We start from the raw sequence: 18,372 nt of genomic DNA, 5'->3' as shown, positions 1-18,372 counted from the left end.
TTAGCCCCGGCGGGCCTGTACCCGCCGGTAGCTGTAACCCAGCAGCACCAGCAGCACGATGCCGGACAGGATCAGGCTGGTGCCGGTGCTCCACCCGGCCAGCGGCAGCCAGCGCACCAGCCCCCACACCACCCCGGCGGCGATCAGCGCCAGCCCGGCCAGCACCGAACCGGCGATCCGCAGTGGCGAGGACACGCTGTCCTCGGCGGCCTTCATCGCCCGGTCCCGCACCGGATCGACGTAGCGCTCCAGTCGCGGGAACTCGGAGGCGAGGATGAGCAATCCCGCCAGCACCAGCAGCAGGCCGGGGCCGGGCAGCACCAGCAGGGCGATGCCGATCACCAGGATCAGCACCCCCGCCACGGTCAGCAGCACGCGCTTCATCGATCCCACGTTAACCGAGCGTGGCCGACCCGGCCGGGCGAGCGGCGTACTCGGTGAACGAGCCGTCCACGGTGAACCCGAGCCGCCGGTAGACCGGTTCACCCTCGGCCGAGGCCTGCAGCACGATCGCCGGGAAGCCCGCTTCGACGGCCGTGCGCATGGTCGCCAGCGTCATCGCGCCGCCGAAGCCGCGCCGCCGGTGGCTCGCCAGCGTGCTGATGTTGTAGATGCCCGCGACCCCGGCGTGAAGGAAGACCTCGCCGGTGCACACGGGCACACCGTCGAAGTAGCCGACCAGGTACCGGGCCGGGCAGCCGGGAGCCAGCGCGAGCGCGGCGGTCTTCGCGACGAACTCCGCCACGGTCGCGGCGGGCGGGTCCCAGTTCGCGGCCAGCACCCGTGCGTAACCGGCCAGGTCCGCCGGGGTGCGCGCCAGGCGGATGTCCAGTCCCGCCGGGGTTTCCACCGGGAGCGGACCGTCCACAGTGGTGGACATCGCGGCCTCGGTTTCGGCGGCGGGCAGCCCGGCCGCGGCCAGCCTGGCGGGCAGGTCCCGGGGCCCGGACGCGGGACCTGCCCACCACGAGAACGGCCGCGGCCCCAGTGCGCGCAGGGTTTCCGCGATCCGGCGATCCGCGTCCCGCTCGGTGAAGCGGGCGGCGGCGATGATGTTGAACGTGTCGTCGTCGAGCCCGCTGTCGGCGACGAGCACATCACCGGGTTCGCGCACGGTCATGCCCGCCGAGCGGCGGTGCAGGTGACAGGCGTGCTCGGCGAGATTGGCTTCGGCGGCTTCGGCGTGGTTCACGCCGTCGATGATCCCCCGAGCGCCTGGTCGAGGTCGGCCCACAGGTCCTCGACGTCCTCCAGGCCGACCGAGATCCGCAGCAGCTGCTCGCTGATCCCGCCGTCGGCGCGGTCGGCCGGGTCCATGATGTGGTGGCTGAGCGAACCGGGGTGCTGGATGAGGCTGTCCACGCTGCCCAGGCTGACCGCGGGGGTGAACAGCCGGACGGCACCGATCACCGCGTGCGGGTCGCCGTGGACCTCCACCGCCAGCATCGGGCCGCCACCGGTCATCTGCTTCTCGGGACGGTTCTCGTTGCGGCCGGGGTAGTGCACCTTCGCGATCCGCGGGTGCCCGGCCAGCCGGTCGGCGAGTTCGGCCGCGGTCTCGGCGGCGGCGCGCATCCGCAGCGGAAGCGTGGAGAGCCCGCGCAGCAACATGTACCCGGCCAGCGGATGCAGCGTCGCACCGGTGAGGAAGCGCAGTTGCCGCAGCTTGCGCGCGTACTCCTCGGAGCAGGTCACCACACCGCCGAGCACGTCGCCGTGGCCGCCGAGGAATTTGGTGGCGCTGTGCAGCACGATCCGTGCACCGTGCTCGGCCGGGCGTTGCAGCACGGGGGTGGCGAAGGTGTTGTCCGCGAGCAGCGGCACCGGGCCGCAGGCGTCGGACAGCCGGCGCAGATCCGTTTCGGACAGCGTCGGGTTCGCCGGGGTCTCCACGATGACCAGCCCGGTGTCCTCGCGGATCGCGCCGGCCACCTCGTCCGGCCGCGCGAAGGTGACCTCGTTGCCCAGCAGGCCGGAGGCGATCAAGTGGTCACTGCTGCCGTAGAGCGGCCGGACCGCCACCACGTGCGGTTTACCGGCGGAAACCCCGGCGAGCAGGCACGCCGAGAGCGCGGCCATCCCGCTGGCGAAGGCGACCGCGGCTTCGCAACCCTCCAGTTCGGCCATCGCCGTCTCGAACCGGGCGACGGTCGGATTGCCGACACGGGCGTAGACCGGCGGGCCGTCCACCTGCGCGCCGGTGCAGAGCACGTCGAGCCGGTCGGCTTCGGTGCGGCTGTCGCGTGAGGGATAGGTGGTGGACAGGTCCAGCGGGACCGCGTGCACACCGAGTTCCACGAGGTCGTCGCGGCCGGCGTGCACGGCACGGGTGTTCAGTGTGGTCATGCGCCGAACCTGGCAGGCGGGCCGGGATGCGGCCACGAGGTCCGGACTATGTTCGGCGCATGGAGCAGAATGTGCGCCTGGATTCGGTCGACGCCGAGATCCTGCGGCGCTTGCAGAACGACGGCCGGATGGCCAACAAGGAACTGGCGGCGGCGGTCGGCATCGCGCCGTCGACCTGCCTGGACCGGGTGGCGCGGCTGCGCCGGGCCGGCGCGATCACCGGGTACACCGCGCAGGTCGATCCGGCGGCGATCGGCCGTCCGATCGAGGCGTTGCTCGCGGTGCAGGTCCAGCCGCACGCGCGCCCGCTGGTCGACCCGTTCGTCACGCACGTGCTCGGCCTGCCCGAGACCAGGGCGGTGCACCACGTGACCGGGCCGGACGACTTCATCGTGCACGTGGCGTGCGGCAGCAGCCAGGACCTCCAGCGGCTGGTGCTCGACGAGTTCACCGCCCGGCCGGAGGTGGCCCGGCTGCAGACGCACCTGATCTTCTCCACCTGGCCCGGCGGTCCGCTGACCCCGTACCGCGGGGCTTCCACAAAGGACGGCCATTGACATGTGACCAAACGGTCACGTATTTTTGCGGTGTCCGGCCCTTCGTGAATCGAGGAGACACCGTTATGAAACGCGCACTCGTGCTCGTGACCCTGCTCGCCGCCGCGCTGACCGTCGCTCCGGGCGGCGCATCGGCGACGCCCGAAAGCGGGCGTCGCGGTTACACCGGATGGCTCGACGGTGCGGAGTACCGGGTGGAAATGCCCGAGCACTGGAACGGTTCACTGGTGCTCTACAGCCATCCGTACTACGTGCCGGGAATACCACCCGGAATCGGACTGGCGAACCGGCCGGAAACGGAGAACTGGCTGCTCGACCGCGGTTACGCGCTGGCCGCTTCGGATTTCACCGGCCGCTACGGCGCGGTCTACGACCAGGGACCGCGAGATCAGCTGACCTTGCTGGACTGGTTCGAGGCGAACGTCGGTAAACCGGGACGAACCATCGCACTCGGTTCCTCGATGGGCGCGGCCCTTTCGGTACGGCTCGCCGAAGAGAATCCGGACCGGATCGACGGGGTGGCGGCGTTGTGCGGCCCGCTGGATCTGGCGGCGAGCTGGAACCTTTCCCTGGACGTCACCTTTGCCATCCGCACCCTGCTGGCTCCGGATTCGGACATCGATCTGGTGCGGCCGCGGGATCCGGCCACCGCCGCGCAGGCCCTGCAAACGGCGGTGGACGAGGCACTGGTCACACCGGAAGGGCGCGCCCGGCTCGCGCTGGCGGGCGCGGTCGGAAATGTGCCGTCCTGGAATTCCGCGTTCCACCCCGAACCGGACGCACTGGCCGACCGCGTCCGGCAAATGGCGGAACTGGCCTCGGTGCACATCTGGGGATTCGGCCCGACCTCCCGAGTGGACCTGGAACACCGGGCCGGTGGGAATCCGTCGTGGAACACCGGGATCGATTACGGGCGGCAGCTCGCCAAGTCCGAACAGCGGGAGCTGGTGCGCGAGGCGTACCGGGCCGCCGGATTGGACGTCGGCCCGGATCTGGCGCGGCTGGCCGAGGCGCCGAGAGTGGCCGCGGATCCGGCGGCGGTGGCCTGGATGGACCGTCACGGTGTGCCGGACGGCGTCACCCCGGCACCGGTGGTGACCTTGCACAACACCGCGGACGCCGCGGTCGCCGAACACGAACGCTGGTATTCCGGGCGGGTTCGCCGGTATGGTGCACCTGAGCGACTGCGACAGCTCTACGCCGATCGGGCCACCCATTGCGCGTTCACGCCGGCAGAGGAGATCGTCACGCTGCGCGTTTTGTTCGAGCGGATCGAAACGGGGCGGTGGCCGGAGCTTTCCCCGCGCGCGCTGAATGCGCAGGCCGGGCGCCTCGGCGGGGAGTACGGCACGGTTTACGACTATCCGACGAACAGTTACGGCCCGGCGGCGCCGGCGTTCACCCGCTTCACGCCTTCGCCGCCGCTTCGCCCTTCCTCCTGATCGGCGGGCCCGCGGTCCGGGTGAGCGTTGTCGCAGGCCCCTGAACTGCAACGTCCTGTGTGGACCGCCCGTTTCTTGTCCGGCGTGCAACCGGATTGAGGCGCTGTTCGTGATCCCGATTTCGTGTTCGGCGGCGAGAATGACAAACTATAAACGGCGGGGCCCTCGCACGCCGCGACTGCCGTGCCCGTTATGGTGCGGCTGGCTGATCAACGAAGCGGGAAGAGAGCACATTATGGCGCAGAAGGTTCTGGTCGAGATGATCGACGACATCGACGGCGAGATCGCCACCCAGACCGTGCCGTTCGGTTTGGACGGTGTGTCCTACGAGATCGACCTGTCCGACGACAACGCCGCCAACCTCCGCGATGAACTCGCGCGTTTCATCGCGGCCGGGCGGCGTACCGGCGGCCGCAAGGTGCGCCTGGCCACCGGTGAGTCGGCTTCCTCCTCCAGCGGGGCCGACCGGGAGCGGGCCCGTCAGGTCCGCGAGTGGGCCAGGGAGAACGGTTACCAGGTCTCCGAGCGCGGCCGGATCTCGGCCGAGATCACCGAGGCCTTCGAGGAGGCGCAGCGCAAGCCGGCGGCCGCCAAGGCCCCGCGCAAGCGCGCCGCCCGCAAGAAGGTCGCGGCGAAGTAGTGCGGATCCCGTCCGGCGTCGCCGGTCCCGAGTGGACGATCCACTCCGGACCGGTGGCGCCGGGCCGCTCGGTCGGCTTAGGCTGGCCCCATGGGGGAGACCCACGAGGAACTGGTGACCGGGCGGTTGAGCCTGCGCCGGCCGGTTCCCGGTGACATCGACGCCATCCACGCCATTCACCGCGATCCGCTGGCCTGTGCGCACAATCCGTCCGACCAGCTCACCGCGCGTGACGAAGCGGAACAGCTTTTCCACCGGTGGGACGCACACTGGTCCAGCCACGGCTTCGGCTATTGGACCGTGCGCACGGCAGGCGCTCCCGGCCCGGCCGGTTTCTGCGGGCTGAAGGTGATGGAGTTCCGCGACCGGATGGTGCTCAACCTCTTCTACCGCTTCGCCCCGGCGCACTGGGGTGCCGGCCTGGGTACCGAGGCAGCCACCGCGGTGGTGGAATGGGCCGCCGCGCACCGGCCGGACCATTCCGTGATCGCCAGGGTGCGCCCGGCGAACACCGCTTCGGCGAAGGTCGCCGCCCGGGCAGGCCTGACCAGAGCCGCCCACCTGGACGGCCCCGGCCACGACGGTCACGACCTCATCTTCACCGCGGGGAATTCGCCCGGTTAGCCCACGCCCGGTCGCCGAGCAGGGAAAGGGTGGCGGGGAGCAGGACGCCCCGTACCACGGTGGCATCGACGAAGACGGCCACCGCCATTCCCAGGCCGAGCATTTTGTACTCGATCGCGGTCAGCGTGAGGAATACCGCGAACACCGCGATCATGATCACCGCCGCGCTGGTGACCACGCCGGAACTGGCGCCGATCCCGCTGACGATCGCCGAGCGCGCGTGGCCAGGGGTGAAGCGTTCGCGGATCCGGCTCAGGATGAAGATGTGGTAATCCATGCTCAACCCGAACAGCAGCACGAAGATGAACAGCGGCAACCAGCCGACCACTCCGCCGTACGAGGTGAAACCGAGCAGGTCCGCCAGGTTTCCGTATTGGAACACCCAGGTCAGCACTCCGTAGGCGGCGCCGATCGAGAGCAGGTTCAGCGCGATCGACACCAGCGCGATGGCGATCGAGCGGAAAGCCAGCCCCAGCAACACGAACGCCAGCACCAGCACAAAAGCGAAGACATACGGGCTCCGCTCGGTTATCCGCTGGGTGAAGTCGTACGGGGTGGCGGTGCGGCCGCCGACCGCGTACTCCGCCTTGCCGTCGAAGGTCGCGGGCAGTACCTCGTCGCGCAGGTATTCGAGCGCTTCGTTCGATTGGCGATCGGTGCCCGCGCCGGCCAGTGGGACGCGCACCACCGTGGTGTCGCCGACCGGGGTCGTGATCACCGGCTCGAACAGCCTGCCACCGCTTGCCGCCACCCGCTCCCGCAGTTCACCGAGCGCCGGGGTCAGGTCGCCGGTCTGGTTCCACAGCACCACCCGCGCCGGCGTCGGCATTCCGGGGAACGCTTCGCCCATTCTCAGCGCCGCGTCCACGGCGGGCACCTCGCGCGGCAAGCTCTGTGTGATCGCCGCGTCCTGGAGGTGCATTTCCAGTGCTGGGGCGGCGGTCAGCAACAGCGCGAGCGTGGCCAGCCCGCCCCACGCGAGCGGGCGCCGCACCACGGCCGTCGCGATCGAAGCCCAGGCCCGCGATTCCCGCGCCGCCGTCCGGCCGCGGCCGAACCACGGCAGGCTCAGCGCGTCGACCCGGTCGCCCAGCAGGGAAAGCAGTGCGGGCAGCACGGTCACCGCGCCGAGCATGGCCAGCCCGACCACCAGCGCGGTGCCGATGGTCAAGCCGCGGAACACCCCGAGCCCGGTGAACAGCAACCCCATCAGGCACAGCACCACGGTCAGCCCGGAGAACACCACCACCCGGCCGGAAGTGCGCGCGGTGACACGCAGCGCGTCGGCGGTGGAGCGCCCGGCGTGCCGTTCCTCCCGATGGCGCCGCAACACGAACAAGGAGTAGTCCACCCCGACCGCGACCCCGATCAGCAGCACCAGCGCCGATCCCGCGCTGTTGAACGGCACCACCTTGCCGATCACGCCGAGCAGCGCGAAGGTCGCGGCGACCACGCTCAGCGTCAGCAGCACCGGCAGTCCGGCGGCCAGCAGGGAACCGAACACCACGATCAGGATCAGCAGCGTGATCGGCAACGACAGCAGGTGCGACTGGCTGAGGTCGTTCTTGATCGCCTCGTCGACCGCGCGGGTCAGGCTGCGATCACCCGCCTGCAGCACCCGGACGTCCGGATGCCGGGCGGCGACCGCGTCGACGGTTTCGGTGGCGGCGCGTGCCTGCGCCGGGGTCCGTTCGTCCGGTCCGCTGAGCTGGAAGGTGACCAGGTACGACCGGCCGTCGGCGGAGATCAGGTTCCCGGCGTCCGGATCAGCGGGTGACCGGACGGCGGTGACCTCCTCGCGTTGCCTCAGCGACGAGGCCAGATCCGCGAGTGCCGCGTCCGGATCGGCGGGCGCAATCGCTTGCACCAGCACGTATTCCCGCACGGGTTCCTCGGCGGTTTCGGCGCGCAGCGCGGTCTGCGCGCGGCCGGACTCGCCGGGATCGGTGTTGGGGGCGTCCGGGCCGGTGGCCAGGAAACTGATCGCCACGGTGAGCGCGACCAGCGCGAACCAGCCGGCGATCGCCTTGCCGCGGTGGGCCGCCGACCAGCCGGCGATTCTTTCCACCACGGGTGCGCGGCCCCCCGACTTGCCATCGGGCAGCATGAACTGATGTCCTTTCGGTGAAGGGGTACGACACGAAGGACTCGCCCTCGGGCGAGGTGGTGCTTCTTCCGCCCGGGCCGCCGAGCTGCAACTCGGTGGCCCGGGGTCTTTCATCGGGTCATTCGACGTCCTTGAGAATCCTTTCCACGCCCTCGACCCTCGACCGCAGCTCGGTCAGCTGCCGCTGGGTCTCCTCCTGGCTCCGCACCGCGCGTTCGGCCAGGTCCCGGTAGGTCTCCTCCCTGGACAGCGCGGCCTTCGCGCGCCAGCTCACGGCGAGCTGCCAGATCGCCACCGTGAGCACGGTGGTGATCAGGATGAAGATCCCGATCACCCCGGCCAGCTCGGCCCAGTCGTTGCCGCTCATTCCCCGGTTCCCTTCTCGCGCTCGCTCAGCGTTTCGGCCGCGGCCGCGACGGAATGCGGCGTCAGCTCGTAGGCGAACGCCGTGACTTCGTAGAACTTCATCGCCTTGCCGTCGTCCGACAGCTCCAGCTGTGCGGTGACCAGCCCGGCCGCTTCGAGCTTGCGCAGGTGCACCTGCAGCAGCGCGCGGCTGATCCCCAGCTCGCGCGCCAGTTCGCTGACGTAGTACCGCTTCCGCGCGAGCATGGCGACCACACGCACGCGATGCGGGTTGGCCAGCGTCGCCAGCACGCGCACCAGCTCGTCCCCGGTGGTGCTCACAACGCGAACCTGCACATGCCAACAAAAGTTAGCAGGTGCGGGTTCGAGTTGGCCAGTGCGGGTTTCAGGCGGCCCGGCGCGCGGTGCTCCCGAGGATGCGGCGGTGGATGTCCAGTGCGGCGTCGGACTTGTTCAGCGTGATGTAGTGCAGCCCGGGGGCGCCCTCGGCGAGCAGCCGCTCGGCCATCGCGGTGGCGTGGTCGACACCGATCCGGTAGGCGTCCTCCGGCGTGGCGTGCTCCAGCGCCCGTGCCAGCTCCGGCGGGAACGAGGCGTCGCTCAGCTCGGCGAAGCGGCGGATCTGCTTGAAGTCGGTGGCGGGCATGATCTCCGGGATGATCGGCGTGGTGCAGCCCGCCGCCTCGACGCGGTCACGCAGGCGCAGGTAGTGCGTCACGTCGAAGAACATCTGCGTCACCGCGTAGTCAGCCCCCGCCCGGCACTTCTCCACGAAGTACCGGGTGTCGCTGTCCACATCGGACGAACGCGGGTGCAGTTCCGGGTAGGCGGCGACGCCGACGGAGAAGTCGCCGATCTCCTTGACCATCGCCACCAGCTCGGCCGCGTAGGTGAAGCCCTGCGGGTGCGCGATCCACCGCGCCCGCGGATCGCCGGGCGGATCCCCGCGCAGCACCAGCACGTCCCGGATCCCCGCGCCCGCGTACTGGCCGATGATCTGCCGCAGCTCCGCCACCGAATGCCCGACCGCGGTCAGGTGCGCCACCGCCCGCAACGTCGTGTCGGCGACGATCGCCTCGGTCATGCTCACCGTGCGCTCGCGCGACGAACCACCGGCGCCGTAGGTCACCGAGACGAAGGTCGGGGCGAGCGATTCCACCCGCCGCACCGAATCCCAGAACCGCCGTTCGCCGACTTCGGTCTTCGGCGGGAAGAACTCGAAGGAGAAGGTGCGACGACCGCCGGCCAGTTCCTCGCGCAGGGATTTCATCGGCGGGCTCCCGTGTTGAAGTACTTCGCCTCCGGGTGGTGCAGCACGATCGCGTCGGTCGACTGCTCCGGGTGGAGCTGGTACTCCTCGGACAGTTCGACGCCGATGCGTGACGGGTCGAGCAGCGCGGCGATCTTCGCGCGGTCCTCCAGCTCCGGGCAGGCGCCGTAGCCGAGGGAGAACCGGGCGCCGCGGTACTTCAGCGCGAACATGTCCTCCACCGCCGCCGGGTCTTCGTGCGCGTACCCGAGTTCGGCGCGCACCCGCGCGTGCCAGTACTCGGCGAGCGCCTCGGCCAGCTGCACCGACAACCCGTGCAGCTCCAGGTAGTCGCGATAGGCGTCGGCGGCAAAAAGCTCGGCCGTCCGCTGCCCGATCCGCGAGCCGACCGTGACGATCTGGAGGCCGACCACGTCGGTTTCGCCGGACTCCTCCGGCCGGAAGAAGTCGGCAAGGCACAGCCGGCGCCCGCGCGGCTGCCGGGGGAAGGTGAACCGGGTGCGCTCGGAACCGGTCTCCGACAGCAGGATCAGATCGTCCCCTTTGGACACGCAGGGGAAGTAACCGTAGACGACGGCGGCTTCGAGCAGGTTCGACGTGTGCAGTTCGTCCAGCCAGCCACGCAGTCGCGGCCTGCCCTCGGTCTCCGCCAGTTCCGCATAGGACGGTCCGTTCCCGCGGCCCTGCTTGAGCCCCCACTGCCCCTTGAACAACGCGTCCTCGTCCAGCCAGGACGCGTAGTCCTTCAGCGGAATGCCCTTGACCACCCGGGTGCCCCAGAACGGCGGCTCCGGGATCGGGTTGTCGATGGCCACGTCGGAGCGCACCGAGCCCTCGTCCGGCGGCGGCGCCAGTACCTCGGCGGTGGTGGTCTTGGCCACCCGGCGCGGTTTCAGCTCGGGGAGTTTCGCGCCCGGCACGCCGCGTTTCACCGCGATCAGCGCGTCCATCAGGCGCAGGCCCTCGAAGGCGTCGCGCGCGTACCGGACCTCGCCCTCGTAGATCTCGTGCAGGTCCTGCTCCACGTAGGCGCGGGTGAGCGCGGCGCCGCCGAGGATGACCGGGTAGTCCGCGGCCAGCTTCCGCTGGTTCAGCTCCTCCAGGTTCTCCTTCATGATCACCGTGGACTTCACCAGCAGCCCGGACATGCCGATCACGTCGGCCTTGTGCTCGACGGCCGCCTCCAGGATCGCCGACACGGGCTGCTTGATGCCCAGGTTCACCACGGTGTAGCCGTTGTTGGACAGGATGATGTCGACCAGGTTCTTGCCGATGTCGTGCACGTCGCCGCGCACGGTGGCGAGCACGATGGTGCCCTTGCCCGCCGCGTCGGACTTCTCCATGTGCGGTTCGAGGTGCGCCACCGCGGTTTTCATCACCTCGGCGGACTGCAGCACGAACGGCAGCTGCATCTGCCCGGAGCCGAACAGCTCACCGACCACCTTCATGCCCTCGAGCAGCGTGTGGTTGACGATGTCCAGTGCCGGTCGCGACTCCAGTGCCGCGTCGAGATCGGCTTCCAGCCCGTTGCGCTCACCGTCGATGATGCGGCGCTGCAGCCGTTCGTCCAGCGGCAGCGCGAGCAGTTCCTCGGTTTTGCCCGCCTGCATGGACTTGCTGTCGACGCCCTCGAACAGGGTGAGGAACTCCTGCAGCGGGTCGTAACCCTCGCGGCGGCGGTCGTAGATCAGGTCCAGTGCCACTTCGCGCTGTTCGTCGGCCAGCCGCGCGATCGGCAGGATCTTCGCCGCGTGCACGATCGCCGAATCCAGGCCGGCTTCCACGCATTCGTTGAGGAACACCGAGTTCAGCACCATGCGCGCGGCCGGGTTGAGGCCGAACGAGATGTTGGACAGGCCGAGCGTGGTCTGCACGTCGGGGTGGCGCCGCTTCAGCTCGCGGATCGCCTCGATGGTGGCGATACCGTCCTTTCTGGACTCCTCCTGCCCGGTGGCGATGGTGAAGGTGAGGCAGTCGACGATGATGTCGCACTCGCGCACGCCCCAGTTCCCGGTGAGGTCGGCGATCAGGCGTTCGGCCACCGCGACCTTGTGCTCCGGGGTGCGTGCCTGGCCCTCTTCGTCGATGGTCAGCGCGATCAGCGCTGCGCCGTGCTCCACCGCGAGCGCGGTGATCTTCGCGAACCGCGAGTCCGGGCCGTCGCCGTCCTCGTAGTTCACCGAGTTGATCACCGCGCGTCCGCCGAGCTTCTCCAGCCCGGCCTGGAGCACGGCCGGTTCGGTGGAGTCGAGCACGATCGGCAGCGTGGAGCTGGTCGCGAACCGGCCAGCCACCTCGGCCATGTCGGCGACCCCGTCGCGGCCCACGTAGTCGACGCAGAGGTCGAGCAGGTGCGCGCCTTCGCGGATCTGGTCGCGGGCGAGTTCGACGCAGTCGTCCCAGCGGCCCTCCAGCATGGCCTCGCGGAACTTCTTGGAACCGTTGGCGTTCGTGCGCTCGCCGATCGCGAGGTACGCGGTGTCCTGGCGGAACGGCACGGTCTGGTACAGCGACGCGGCCCCCGGTTCGGGACGCGGGTCGCGCGGGGCCGGGCGCAGGTCGCGAACCCGCTCGACCACCTGCCGCAGGTGTTCCGGCGTGGTGCCGCAGCACCCGCCGACCAGTGAAAGGCCGTAGTCGCGGATGAACGCCTCGTGCGCGTCGGCGAGTTCGGCCGGGCTCAGCGGGTAGTGCGCGCCGTTCGAGCCGAGCACCGGCAACCCGGCGTTCGGCATCGCCGAGACGCGGGTCCGCGCGTGCCGCGCCAGGTAACGGAGGTGCTCGCTCATCTCCGCCGGACCGGTGGCGCAGTTCAGCCCGATCATGTCGATGCCGAGCGGTTCGAGCGCGGTCAGCGCGGCGCCGATCTCCGAACCCAGCAGCATCGTGCCGGTGGTCTCCACGGTGACCTGCACCAGCAGCGGCAGGTCCGCCCCGGCCTCGGCGAGCGCGCGCTTGGCGCCGATCACCGCGGCCTTGGTCTGCAACAGGTCCTGGGTGGTTTCCACCAGAAGCGCGTCCGCGCCACCGGAAATCAGCCCGGCGGCGTTGTCGCGGTAGGCGTCCCGCAGGTTCGCGTAGGCCGCGTGCCCGAGCGTGGGGAGCTTGGTGCCGGGCCCGATCGAGCCGAGCACCCAGCGTGGACGGCCGTCGGCGGCGAACTCGTCGGCCACCTCCCTGGCGATCCGCGCGCCCGCCTCGGCGAGTTCGAAGATGCGGTGCGCGATCTCGTATTCCCCGAGCGCGGCCAGGTTCGTGCCGAAGGTGTTCGTCTCCACACAGTCCACACCGACGGCGAAGTACGCCTCGTGCACCGAGCGCACGATGTCGGGACGGGTCGCGTTGAGCACCTCGTTGCAGCCTTCGAGCTGCTCGAAGTCCTCCATGGTGGGGTTCTGCTCCTGGAGCATGGTGCCCATCGCGCCGTCCGCGACCACCACTCGGCTCGCCAGCGCTTCACGCAGCGCCCGCACCCGGTCCGTCATGAGGCATCCGCCAATCGCGACTCGATCTGGTCGGCTGCCGCCTGCCCGTAGCTCTCGGCCGCGCGTGCGGCGAGATCGGCGGCGACCAGCTTGTACTCCTGCGGTCCCACGGTTTCCAGCGCGGCCGTGGCCAGCGTGCAGCCGAGCTGCGCGGCGCGTTCGTCCGGCCAGCCCCAGGCGAATCCGGCCAGGTACCCGGCGCGGAAGGCGTCGCCGACACCGGTGGGATCGGCGATGTCGTGGGCCGGGACCGCGGGCACGCGCAGCGAGCGACCGCCGTCGATGCCCACGCCTTCACCGCCGTAGGTGGTGATCCAGGTGCGCACGCGGTCGAGCACCTGCCGCCGCGTCCAGCCGGTGCGCTCCTGCAGCAACGCGGCCTCGTACTCGTTGGTGAACAGGAACTGCGCCCCGGTCACCAGCCGCCGGGTCTGCTCGCGGTCGAGCGTGGCCAGCTGCTGCGAGGGATCGGCGGCGAACGGCACGCCCAGCTCCCGGCACTGCTCGGTGTGGCGCAGCATCGCCTCGGGATCGTCGGGCGCGAGCACGGCCAGGTCGATCGGGCCGACGCCGGTCAGGTCGATCTCCTTGGCCTCGGCCATCGCGCCGGGGTAGAAGGTGGCGATCTGGTTCTGCTCGAGATCGGTGGTGCAGGTGAACCGCGCGGTGTGCCGGTGCGCGCTGACCAGCACCGCGCCGGTGTCCACCCCGTGCTCGCGCAGCCAGTCGCCGTAGTCGCCGAAGTCGGGGCCGACCGCGCCGGCCAGCAGCGGCCGCAGGCCGAGCCTGCCGAGGCCGAAGGCGATGTTGGCGGCCACCCCGCCACGCCGGACCTCCAGGCGGTCGGCCAGGAACGACAGCGAGACGCGGTCGAGCCGGTCGGCCAGGAACAGTTCGCTGAACTTCCCGGGAAAGGTCATCAGGTGGTCGGTGGCGATCGAGCCTGCGACGGTGATGCGCACGGGCGATCCTCCTCGGACTGGGGGCCGGGCCCCAGTTTCCGGGCGATTCGGCGCGGCCCTTCTTTCCGTTGAACTGTGATCTGAGTCACAAGGTTGAAACATCGCGGGGTTGTTCAGTAGAAGGACAAAGTGCGGCCCCCGGGAAACCCGCGCCATCCCGCGGCCGTTGATCCGGTGTCATCCGTTCACCCGTCGGGGGGATCTGAGCGTGGTTGTTGCCAGTCCGGTTCGTGCGCAACTGCCACCCGCGCCACCCGTCGCCGCCACGGTGCCCCGCCGCGGCCGGATCCTGCTGCACGCGGCGTGGATCGTCGCGCTCGCGGTGGTGGCCGAACTGCGCATCGGCCGCTTCGGTTTCCACCCCTCCGACCAGGGCTTCATCCTGGCCCAGAGCTGGCGGATCCTGCACGGCGAGATCCCGCACGCGGACATCGTCTCGGCGCGGCCGCTGGCTTCCGCGCTGCTGCACACGGTGGACTTCTTCATCCCGGGGCCGTTGTTCGTGGTCTCCGGCGTGCTCTCGATGCTGGAGCTGATCCTGGCCACCGTGGCGCTCGCCGCGCTGGTCACCCGGCGCCCGGTGCTGACCTGGGGCCCGGGCTTCACCGCGCTGGTGGCCGCGGTGGCACTGGTGAACCTGAACGGCTTCCCGATGATGGCCTGGCACACCATCGACGGCATCGCGCTGGTGGCCTGCGGGGCGTGGGCGCTGGACGCGGGGTTGCGGTCGGGGCGCGCCTGGCCGCGGCGGCTGGGGTTGTTCCTGTTCGGCGTCGCGGGATTCGTCAAGCAGGGCTTCCTGCTCGCGATCGTGCTGGCGGCGGTGTGGTTGCTGCTGCACCCGGCGAGCCGGGCCGGGGCGCTGCGGGCCTGGCGGTGGTGGCGGCGGACCGTGGTGGATCTGCTGGTGCTGGGCGCCTTCCCGCTCGCCTACGTCGCGGTGGTGTGGCTGGCGGACGGGTACGAGTCGATGTACGCGCAGGTGGCGACCGGCGTGCCGGCGTACGGGGAGCGGCTGGTCGCGTTCTGGGTGGACGAGTTCTTCTTCACCCCGCTCGGCGTGCCGCTGCCGCACACCCCGGTGCCGCTGATCCTGGTGTTCGGCGGGATCGCGGCCCTGCTGGTGGTGGTGCGGCTGGCCGGGCGGTGGCCGGTGCTGGACCGTGCGCTGGTGCTCGCCGGCACCGCGACCGTGACGGCGGCGCTGGCCTGGGGGCTGTCTGTGCGCGAGCCGCGCTGGGCAGACGTGCTGTGGTGGGCGGCGGCCGCGGCGCTGGTGGTCGCCACGGTGTCGCGCCGGCGCGTGCCGCCCGCGGCACTGCTGGTGGTCGCGCTCGGGTACATGATCAGCCTTTCCTGGGGTGTGGACACACCGGCGCTGCTCGCCGGGAGCCTCGGGCTGACCGCGGTGCTGCTGCTGGTGGAGGGCATGCCGCCGGTGCCTTCGCCCGGGCGGTCGGGCACCGCGCTGGCCGGGGTGGTGGTGTTCGCCGTCGCCGGGTTCACCGTGGTGCACCGCCACGATCGCGCGCCGTACCTGGACCAGCCGGTCGAACGGCTGACCGAGGACCTGGGCGTCATCACCCCGGAAATGCGCGGGGTGATGACAAATCCGGCCACCTACCGCTACGTTTCCCAGCTGAATTCCTGCCTGCACCGGTTCCCGGCGTCGAAGGTGGCGGTGCTGCCGGACAATCCGTTCGCCTATCCGGTGTTCGGCCTGCGGAATCCGTATCCACTGGAATGGCCGCTGCCACTGGAACTGGTCGGTGACGGCCCGGCCAGGATGATCGAGCGGACGCACGAGCTGAACCGCGAGGGCGACTACCTGGTGCTGTTCCAGACGGTGCGGCCGGAGGTGCTCGCGAACGGTGGTGAGGTGCCGCGCTGGACCACCCCGGACGCGCCGATCTTCGACCACGCGGACCTGGAGAACGACATCAGGGCGATACTGACCGGGCAGCCGGTCAGCTGCGGCAGCTTCGTCGGAAAATGGGCGCCCGCGGTGAGTGGACGGTGAACCAACAATGGGGCTATTGCGCATTGTGCAATAAAAGTCCCATTCGCCGAAATCGGGGTACGGTTGGGGAGTGCACGCCTGGTTGCGGGTGAAGGGCAGGGAGTTCCGGTCGCGGTTGCTGCTCGGTGCGGAACTCTACGATTCGGCGAAACTGATCGGCGAGGTGCTCGAAGCCGGCGGTTGCGACGTTTTCATCACCACGCTGGACCTCGGGGCCGAGCGGACCGGGGTGGCGCTGTCGGACCTGTCCCGGTTCGTCGACGTGGACACGTTCACCTGGGTGGGCACCACTTCCTTCGCGCGCACCGGTGACGAAGCGTTGCGCACCGCGCGGTTGCTGCGTTCTTCGTTCGGCATCGAGATCGTCAAGCTCGACGTGCGCGACGTGGCGAACCTGCCGGACGGACCGGCCACGGTGACCGTCGCCGAGCAGCTGCTCGCCGAGGACTTCGCCGTGCTGCCACTGGTCGACGCCGATCCGGGCCTGGTCACCCGGCTCACCGAGGCGGGCTGCGCGGCGGTCCGGGTGGTCGCGTCGCCGGTGGGCAGCGGGCTCGGCATCACCGACGAGGACGCGTTGCGGGCGGTGCTGGAGGTGGCGACCGTGCCGATCGTGGTCGAATGCGGGATCGGCTCGGTCGCGCACGCGGCCAGGGCCCTCGAACTCGGCGCGGACGCGGTGCTGGTCAACACCGCGGTCGCGATCGCGCCGGACCCGCCGGGCATGGCGCGGGCCATGCGGCACGCCGTACTGGCGGGCCGGCTGGCCGCCGCCGCCCGCTGACCTGCCCCCGGCGCCGGCACCGCCTAGCGAGCGGCGCGGCGGAAGAGCAAGCCGGTGATCGGGACGGCGGCGAAGAGGATGCCGGTCCACCAGGCGACCGCCAGCCAGCCGTCGCCGGTGGTGGGCAGGCCGAGCAGGAGCGGCCGCACGGTGTCCATGACCAGGGTGATCGGCTGGTTCTCCACCACCACGCGCAGCCAGCCCGGCAGCGTGTCCGCCGGGGCGAAGGCGCTGCTCACGTACGGCGCGAAGACCAGCAGCACGCTCAGCCCGCTCGCCCCCTCCACGGTTTTCGCGATCATGCCGAGGATCGCGGCCAGGAAGGCCATCGCGACCGAGTAGAGCGCCATGAGCCCGGCCACGGCCAGCCAGCCGTCGAGGTCCGCGCGCGGCCGGAAGCCGACCAGCATGCCAACGCCCAGCATCACCACCGTGGAGATCGCGTTGCGCACCACCGCGGCCGCCACGTGCCCGATGATCACCGCCGAGCTGAGCACCGGCATCGAGCGCAGCCGGTCGACGAAGCCCTCCGACAGATCCGCGCGCACGGCCGTCGCCGTCGCGGTGGAGTTCATCGACACGCTCAGCACGAGCATTCCGGCGATCAGGTAGTCGGCGTACACCGTCGAACCGGTGTCGATCGCGCCGCCGAACATGTACCGGAAAACCAGCAGGATCATCGCCGGCAGCAGAACGGCGACCACCACCTGCTCACCGTTCCGCACGATGTGCCGCAGCGAACGCCCGATCAGCGCGCGGGAATCGGTCACCGCCCACATCGCCGTCATGCCGCGCTCGCCTTCTCACCGGTCAGGCTCAGGAACACGTCGTCCAGGGTCGGCTTCTTCACCTGCAGCCCCACCGGTTCCAGCCCGGCGTCGTCGAGCCGGTCCAGCAGCGACCGCAGTTCCCGCACCCCGCCGATGCGCACCGAAAGCCCGTCGCCGCGCAGGACGTCCACCCCGGCCAGCACCGCGTGCGCGCGTTCGGTCGCGTCCGGATCGGTGAACGCCAGTTCCACGCGTTCCTCGCCGACCTTCGCCTTGAGCTGGTCGGCCGAGCCCTCCGCGATCACCCGCCCGCCGTCCAGCACGGCGATCCGGTCGGCCAGCTGGTCGGCCTCCTCCAGGTACTGCGTGGTGAGCAGGATCGTGGTGCCGCCGGCGAGCAGCTGCCGGATCGCCGTCCACATGCCCGTGCGGCTGCGCGGGTCGAGCCCGGTGGTCGGCTCGTCGAGGAACAGCACCGGTGGTGACGTGATCAGGCTCGCCGCCAGGTCCAGCCGCCGGAACATGCCGCCCGAGTAGGTCTTCGCCGGGCGGTCGGCCGCCTCGGTCAGCGCGAACTGCTCCAGCAGCTCGGCCGCGCGTGCCTTCGCGCCGCGGCCCAGGTGGTGCAGCCTGCCCATCAGCACCAGGTTCTCGCGGCCGGTGAGCAGCTTGTCCACCGCGGAGAACTGCCCGGTCAGCCCGATGGACCGCCGGACCCGCGCGGCGTGGCGCGCCACGTCGAGCCCCAGCACCGCGGCGCGCCCGGCGTCCGCCTTGAGCAGCGTGCTCAGAATCCGCACCACGGTGGTCTTCCCGGCCCCGTTCGGGCCGAGCAACGCGAGCATCGTGCCGGGCTCGACCCGCAGGTCGACCCCGGTGAGCACGCGGTTCCCGGCGAAGGACTTCGCCAGCCCCTGCACTTCGATCATGTCCCGCCCCTCAAACTGTGTATCTGGTACACGCAATGGTGTAAGTGATACACAGTTCTAGGATGGCCGT

Annotated in this window: 17 protein-coding genes; 6 read left to right on the top strand and 11 right to left on the bottom strand. The window is 70.4% G+C overall.

The window, feature by feature from the left end:
- Genes YIM_RS36005 through YIM_RS35995 form a run of 3 tightly spaced genes read right to left on the bottom strand, consistent with a single transcriptional unit; the run spans nt 1 to nt 2,346 of the window.
- Nucleotides 1-384, bottom strand: a complete 384-nt coding sequence (locus YIM_RS36005; protein WP_153034590.1) for a PGPGW domain-containing protein — start codon at nt 382-384, stop codon at nt 1-3.
- A 10-nt stretch (nt 385-394) separates the two neighbouring features.
- Nucleotides 395-1,192, bottom strand: coding sequence for a GNAT family N-acetyltransferase (locus tag YIM_RS36000; RefSeq protein ID WP_228005114.1), 798 nt, complete (start codon nt 1,190-1,192; stop codon nt 395-397).
- Complete coding sequence (locus YIM_RS35995; protein WP_153034589.1) at nt 1,189-2,346, bottom strand: PLP-dependent aspartate aminotransferase family protein; 1,158 nt, start codon at nt 2,344-2,346, stop codon at nt 1,189-1,191. Before YIM_RS35995 ends, YIM_RS36000 begins: the two co-directional genes overlap by 4 nt.
- Before the next feature lie 59 nt (nt 2,347-2,405).
- On the opposite strand from YIM_RS35995, the gene YIM_RS35990 reads away from it, so the two are divergent.
- From YIM_RS35990 to YIM_RS35975, 4 genes are all read left to right on the top strand, one after another.
- Nucleotides 2,406-2,903, top strand: coding sequence for an Lrp/AsnC family transcriptional regulator (locus tag YIM_RS35990; RefSeq protein ID WP_153034587.1), 498 nt, complete (start codon nt 2,406-2,408; stop codon nt 2,901-2,903).
- A 65-nt stretch (nt 2,904-2,968) separates the two neighbouring features.
- Complete coding sequence (locus YIM_RS35985; protein ID WP_153034586.1) at nt 2,969-4,345, top strand: S9 family peptidase; 1,377 nt, start codon at nt 2,969-2,971, stop codon at nt 4,343-4,345.
- Between the two features lie 235 nt (nt 4,346-4,580).
- Nucleotides 4,581-4,985: an Lsr2 family protein gene (locus YIM_RS35980; protein WP_153034584.1), complete on the top strand. Its 405-nt coding sequence runs from the start codon at nt 4,581-4,583 to the stop codon at nt 4,983-4,985.
- Nucleotides 4,986-5,075: 90 nt separating this feature from the next.
- On the top strand, nt 5,076-5,609 hold the full coding sequence (locus YIM_RS35975) for a GNAT family N-acetyltransferase (protein WP_153034583.1): 534 nt from the start codon (nt 5,076-5,078) through the stop codon (nt 5,607-5,609).
- Here YIM_RS35975 and YIM_RS35970 read toward each other — a convergent pair.
- The 6 genes from YIM_RS35970 to YIM_RS35945 all read right to left on the bottom strand — a co-directional run bounded on the left by YIM_RS35970 (nt 5,584) and on the right by YIM_RS35945 (nt 13,799).
- Entirely contained in the window at nt 5,584-7,680 is a 2,097-nt protein-coding gene (locus YIM_RS35970; RefSeq protein WP_228004242.1) for an MMPL family transporter, read from the bottom strand. The genes YIM_RS35975 and YIM_RS35970 overlap by 26 nt on opposite strands.
- Before the next feature lie 154 nt (nt 7,681-7,834).
- Nucleotides 7,835-8,083 (bottom strand): hypothetical protein, encoded by a 249-nt coding sequence (locus tag YIM_RS35965; RefSeq protein ID WP_153034579.1) that lies wholly within the window; start codon nt 8,081-8,083, stop codon nt 7,835-7,837.
- Nucleotides 8,080-8,403, bottom strand: a complete 324-nt coding sequence (locus tag YIM_RS35960) for an ArsR family transcriptional regulator (RefSeq protein ID WP_228004241.1) — start codon at nt 8,401-8,403, stop codon at nt 8,080-8,082. Before YIM_RS35960 ends, YIM_RS35965 begins: the two co-directional genes overlap by 4 nt.
- A gap of 64 nt (nt 8,404-8,467) precedes the next feature.
- Nucleotides 8,468-9,352 (bottom strand): methylenetetrahydrofolate reductase [NAD(P)H], encoded by an 885-nt coding sequence (gene metF / locus YIM_RS35955; protein WP_153034578.1) that lies wholly within the window; start codon nt 9,350-9,352, stop codon nt 8,468-8,470.
- A complete protein-coding gene (metH, locus tag YIM_RS35950; protein WP_153034576.1) occupies nt 9,349-12,837 on the bottom strand; it encodes a methionine synthase in 3,489 nt (1,162 codons plus the stop codon). Before metH ends, metF begins: the two co-directional genes overlap by 4 nt.
- Nucleotides 12,834-13,799, bottom strand: coding sequence for a carbohydrate kinase family protein (locus YIM_RS35945; RefSeq protein ID WP_153034575.1), 966 nt, complete (start codon nt 13,797-13,799; stop codon nt 12,834-12,836). The genes metH and YIM_RS35945 overlap by 4 nt, the downstream gene beginning before the upstream one ends.
- 208 nt (nt 13,800-14,007) lie before the next feature.
- Here YIM_RS35945 and YIM_RS35940 point away from each other — a divergent pair, with 208 nt between their 5' ends.
- The gene (locus YIM_RS35940; RefSeq protein WP_228004240.1) at nt 14,008-15,819 is read left to right on the top strand and encodes a hypothetical protein; all 1,812 of its coding nucleotides are present in this window, start codon (nt 14,008-14,010) and stop codon (nt 15,817-15,819) included.
- Between the two features lie 70 nt (nt 15,820-15,889).
- Nucleotides 15,890-16,603, top strand: a complete 714-nt coding sequence (gene thiG / locus YIM_RS35935; protein WP_153034573.1) for a thiamine biosynthesis protein ThiG — start codon at nt 15,890-15,892, stop codon at nt 16,601-16,603.
- Nucleotides 16,604-16,626: 23 nt separating this feature from the next.
- On the opposite strand, the gene YIM_RS35930 is transcribed toward thiG, so the two are convergent.
- Nucleotides 16,627-17,391: an ABC transporter permease gene (locus tag YIM_RS35930; protein WP_153034572.1), complete on the bottom strand. Its 765-nt coding sequence runs from the start codon at nt 17,389-17,391 to the stop codon at nt 16,627-16,629.
- Nucleotides 17,388-18,302, bottom strand: a complete 915-nt coding sequence (locus YIM_RS35925) for an ATP-binding cassette domain-containing protein (protein ID WP_153034570.1) — start codon at nt 18,300-18,302, stop codon at nt 17,388-17,390. Before YIM_RS35925 ends, YIM_RS35930 begins: the two co-directional genes overlap by 4 nt.
- Nucleotides 18,303-18,372 lie beyond the last annotated feature (70 nt).

The organism is Amycolatopsis sp. YIM 10 (assembly GCF_009429145.1).
Lineage (GTDB): Bacteria > Actinomycetota > Actinomycetes > Mycobacteriales > Pseudonocardiaceae > Amycolatopsis.
This window is presented reverse-complemented; position numbering and strand designations above follow the sequence as displayed.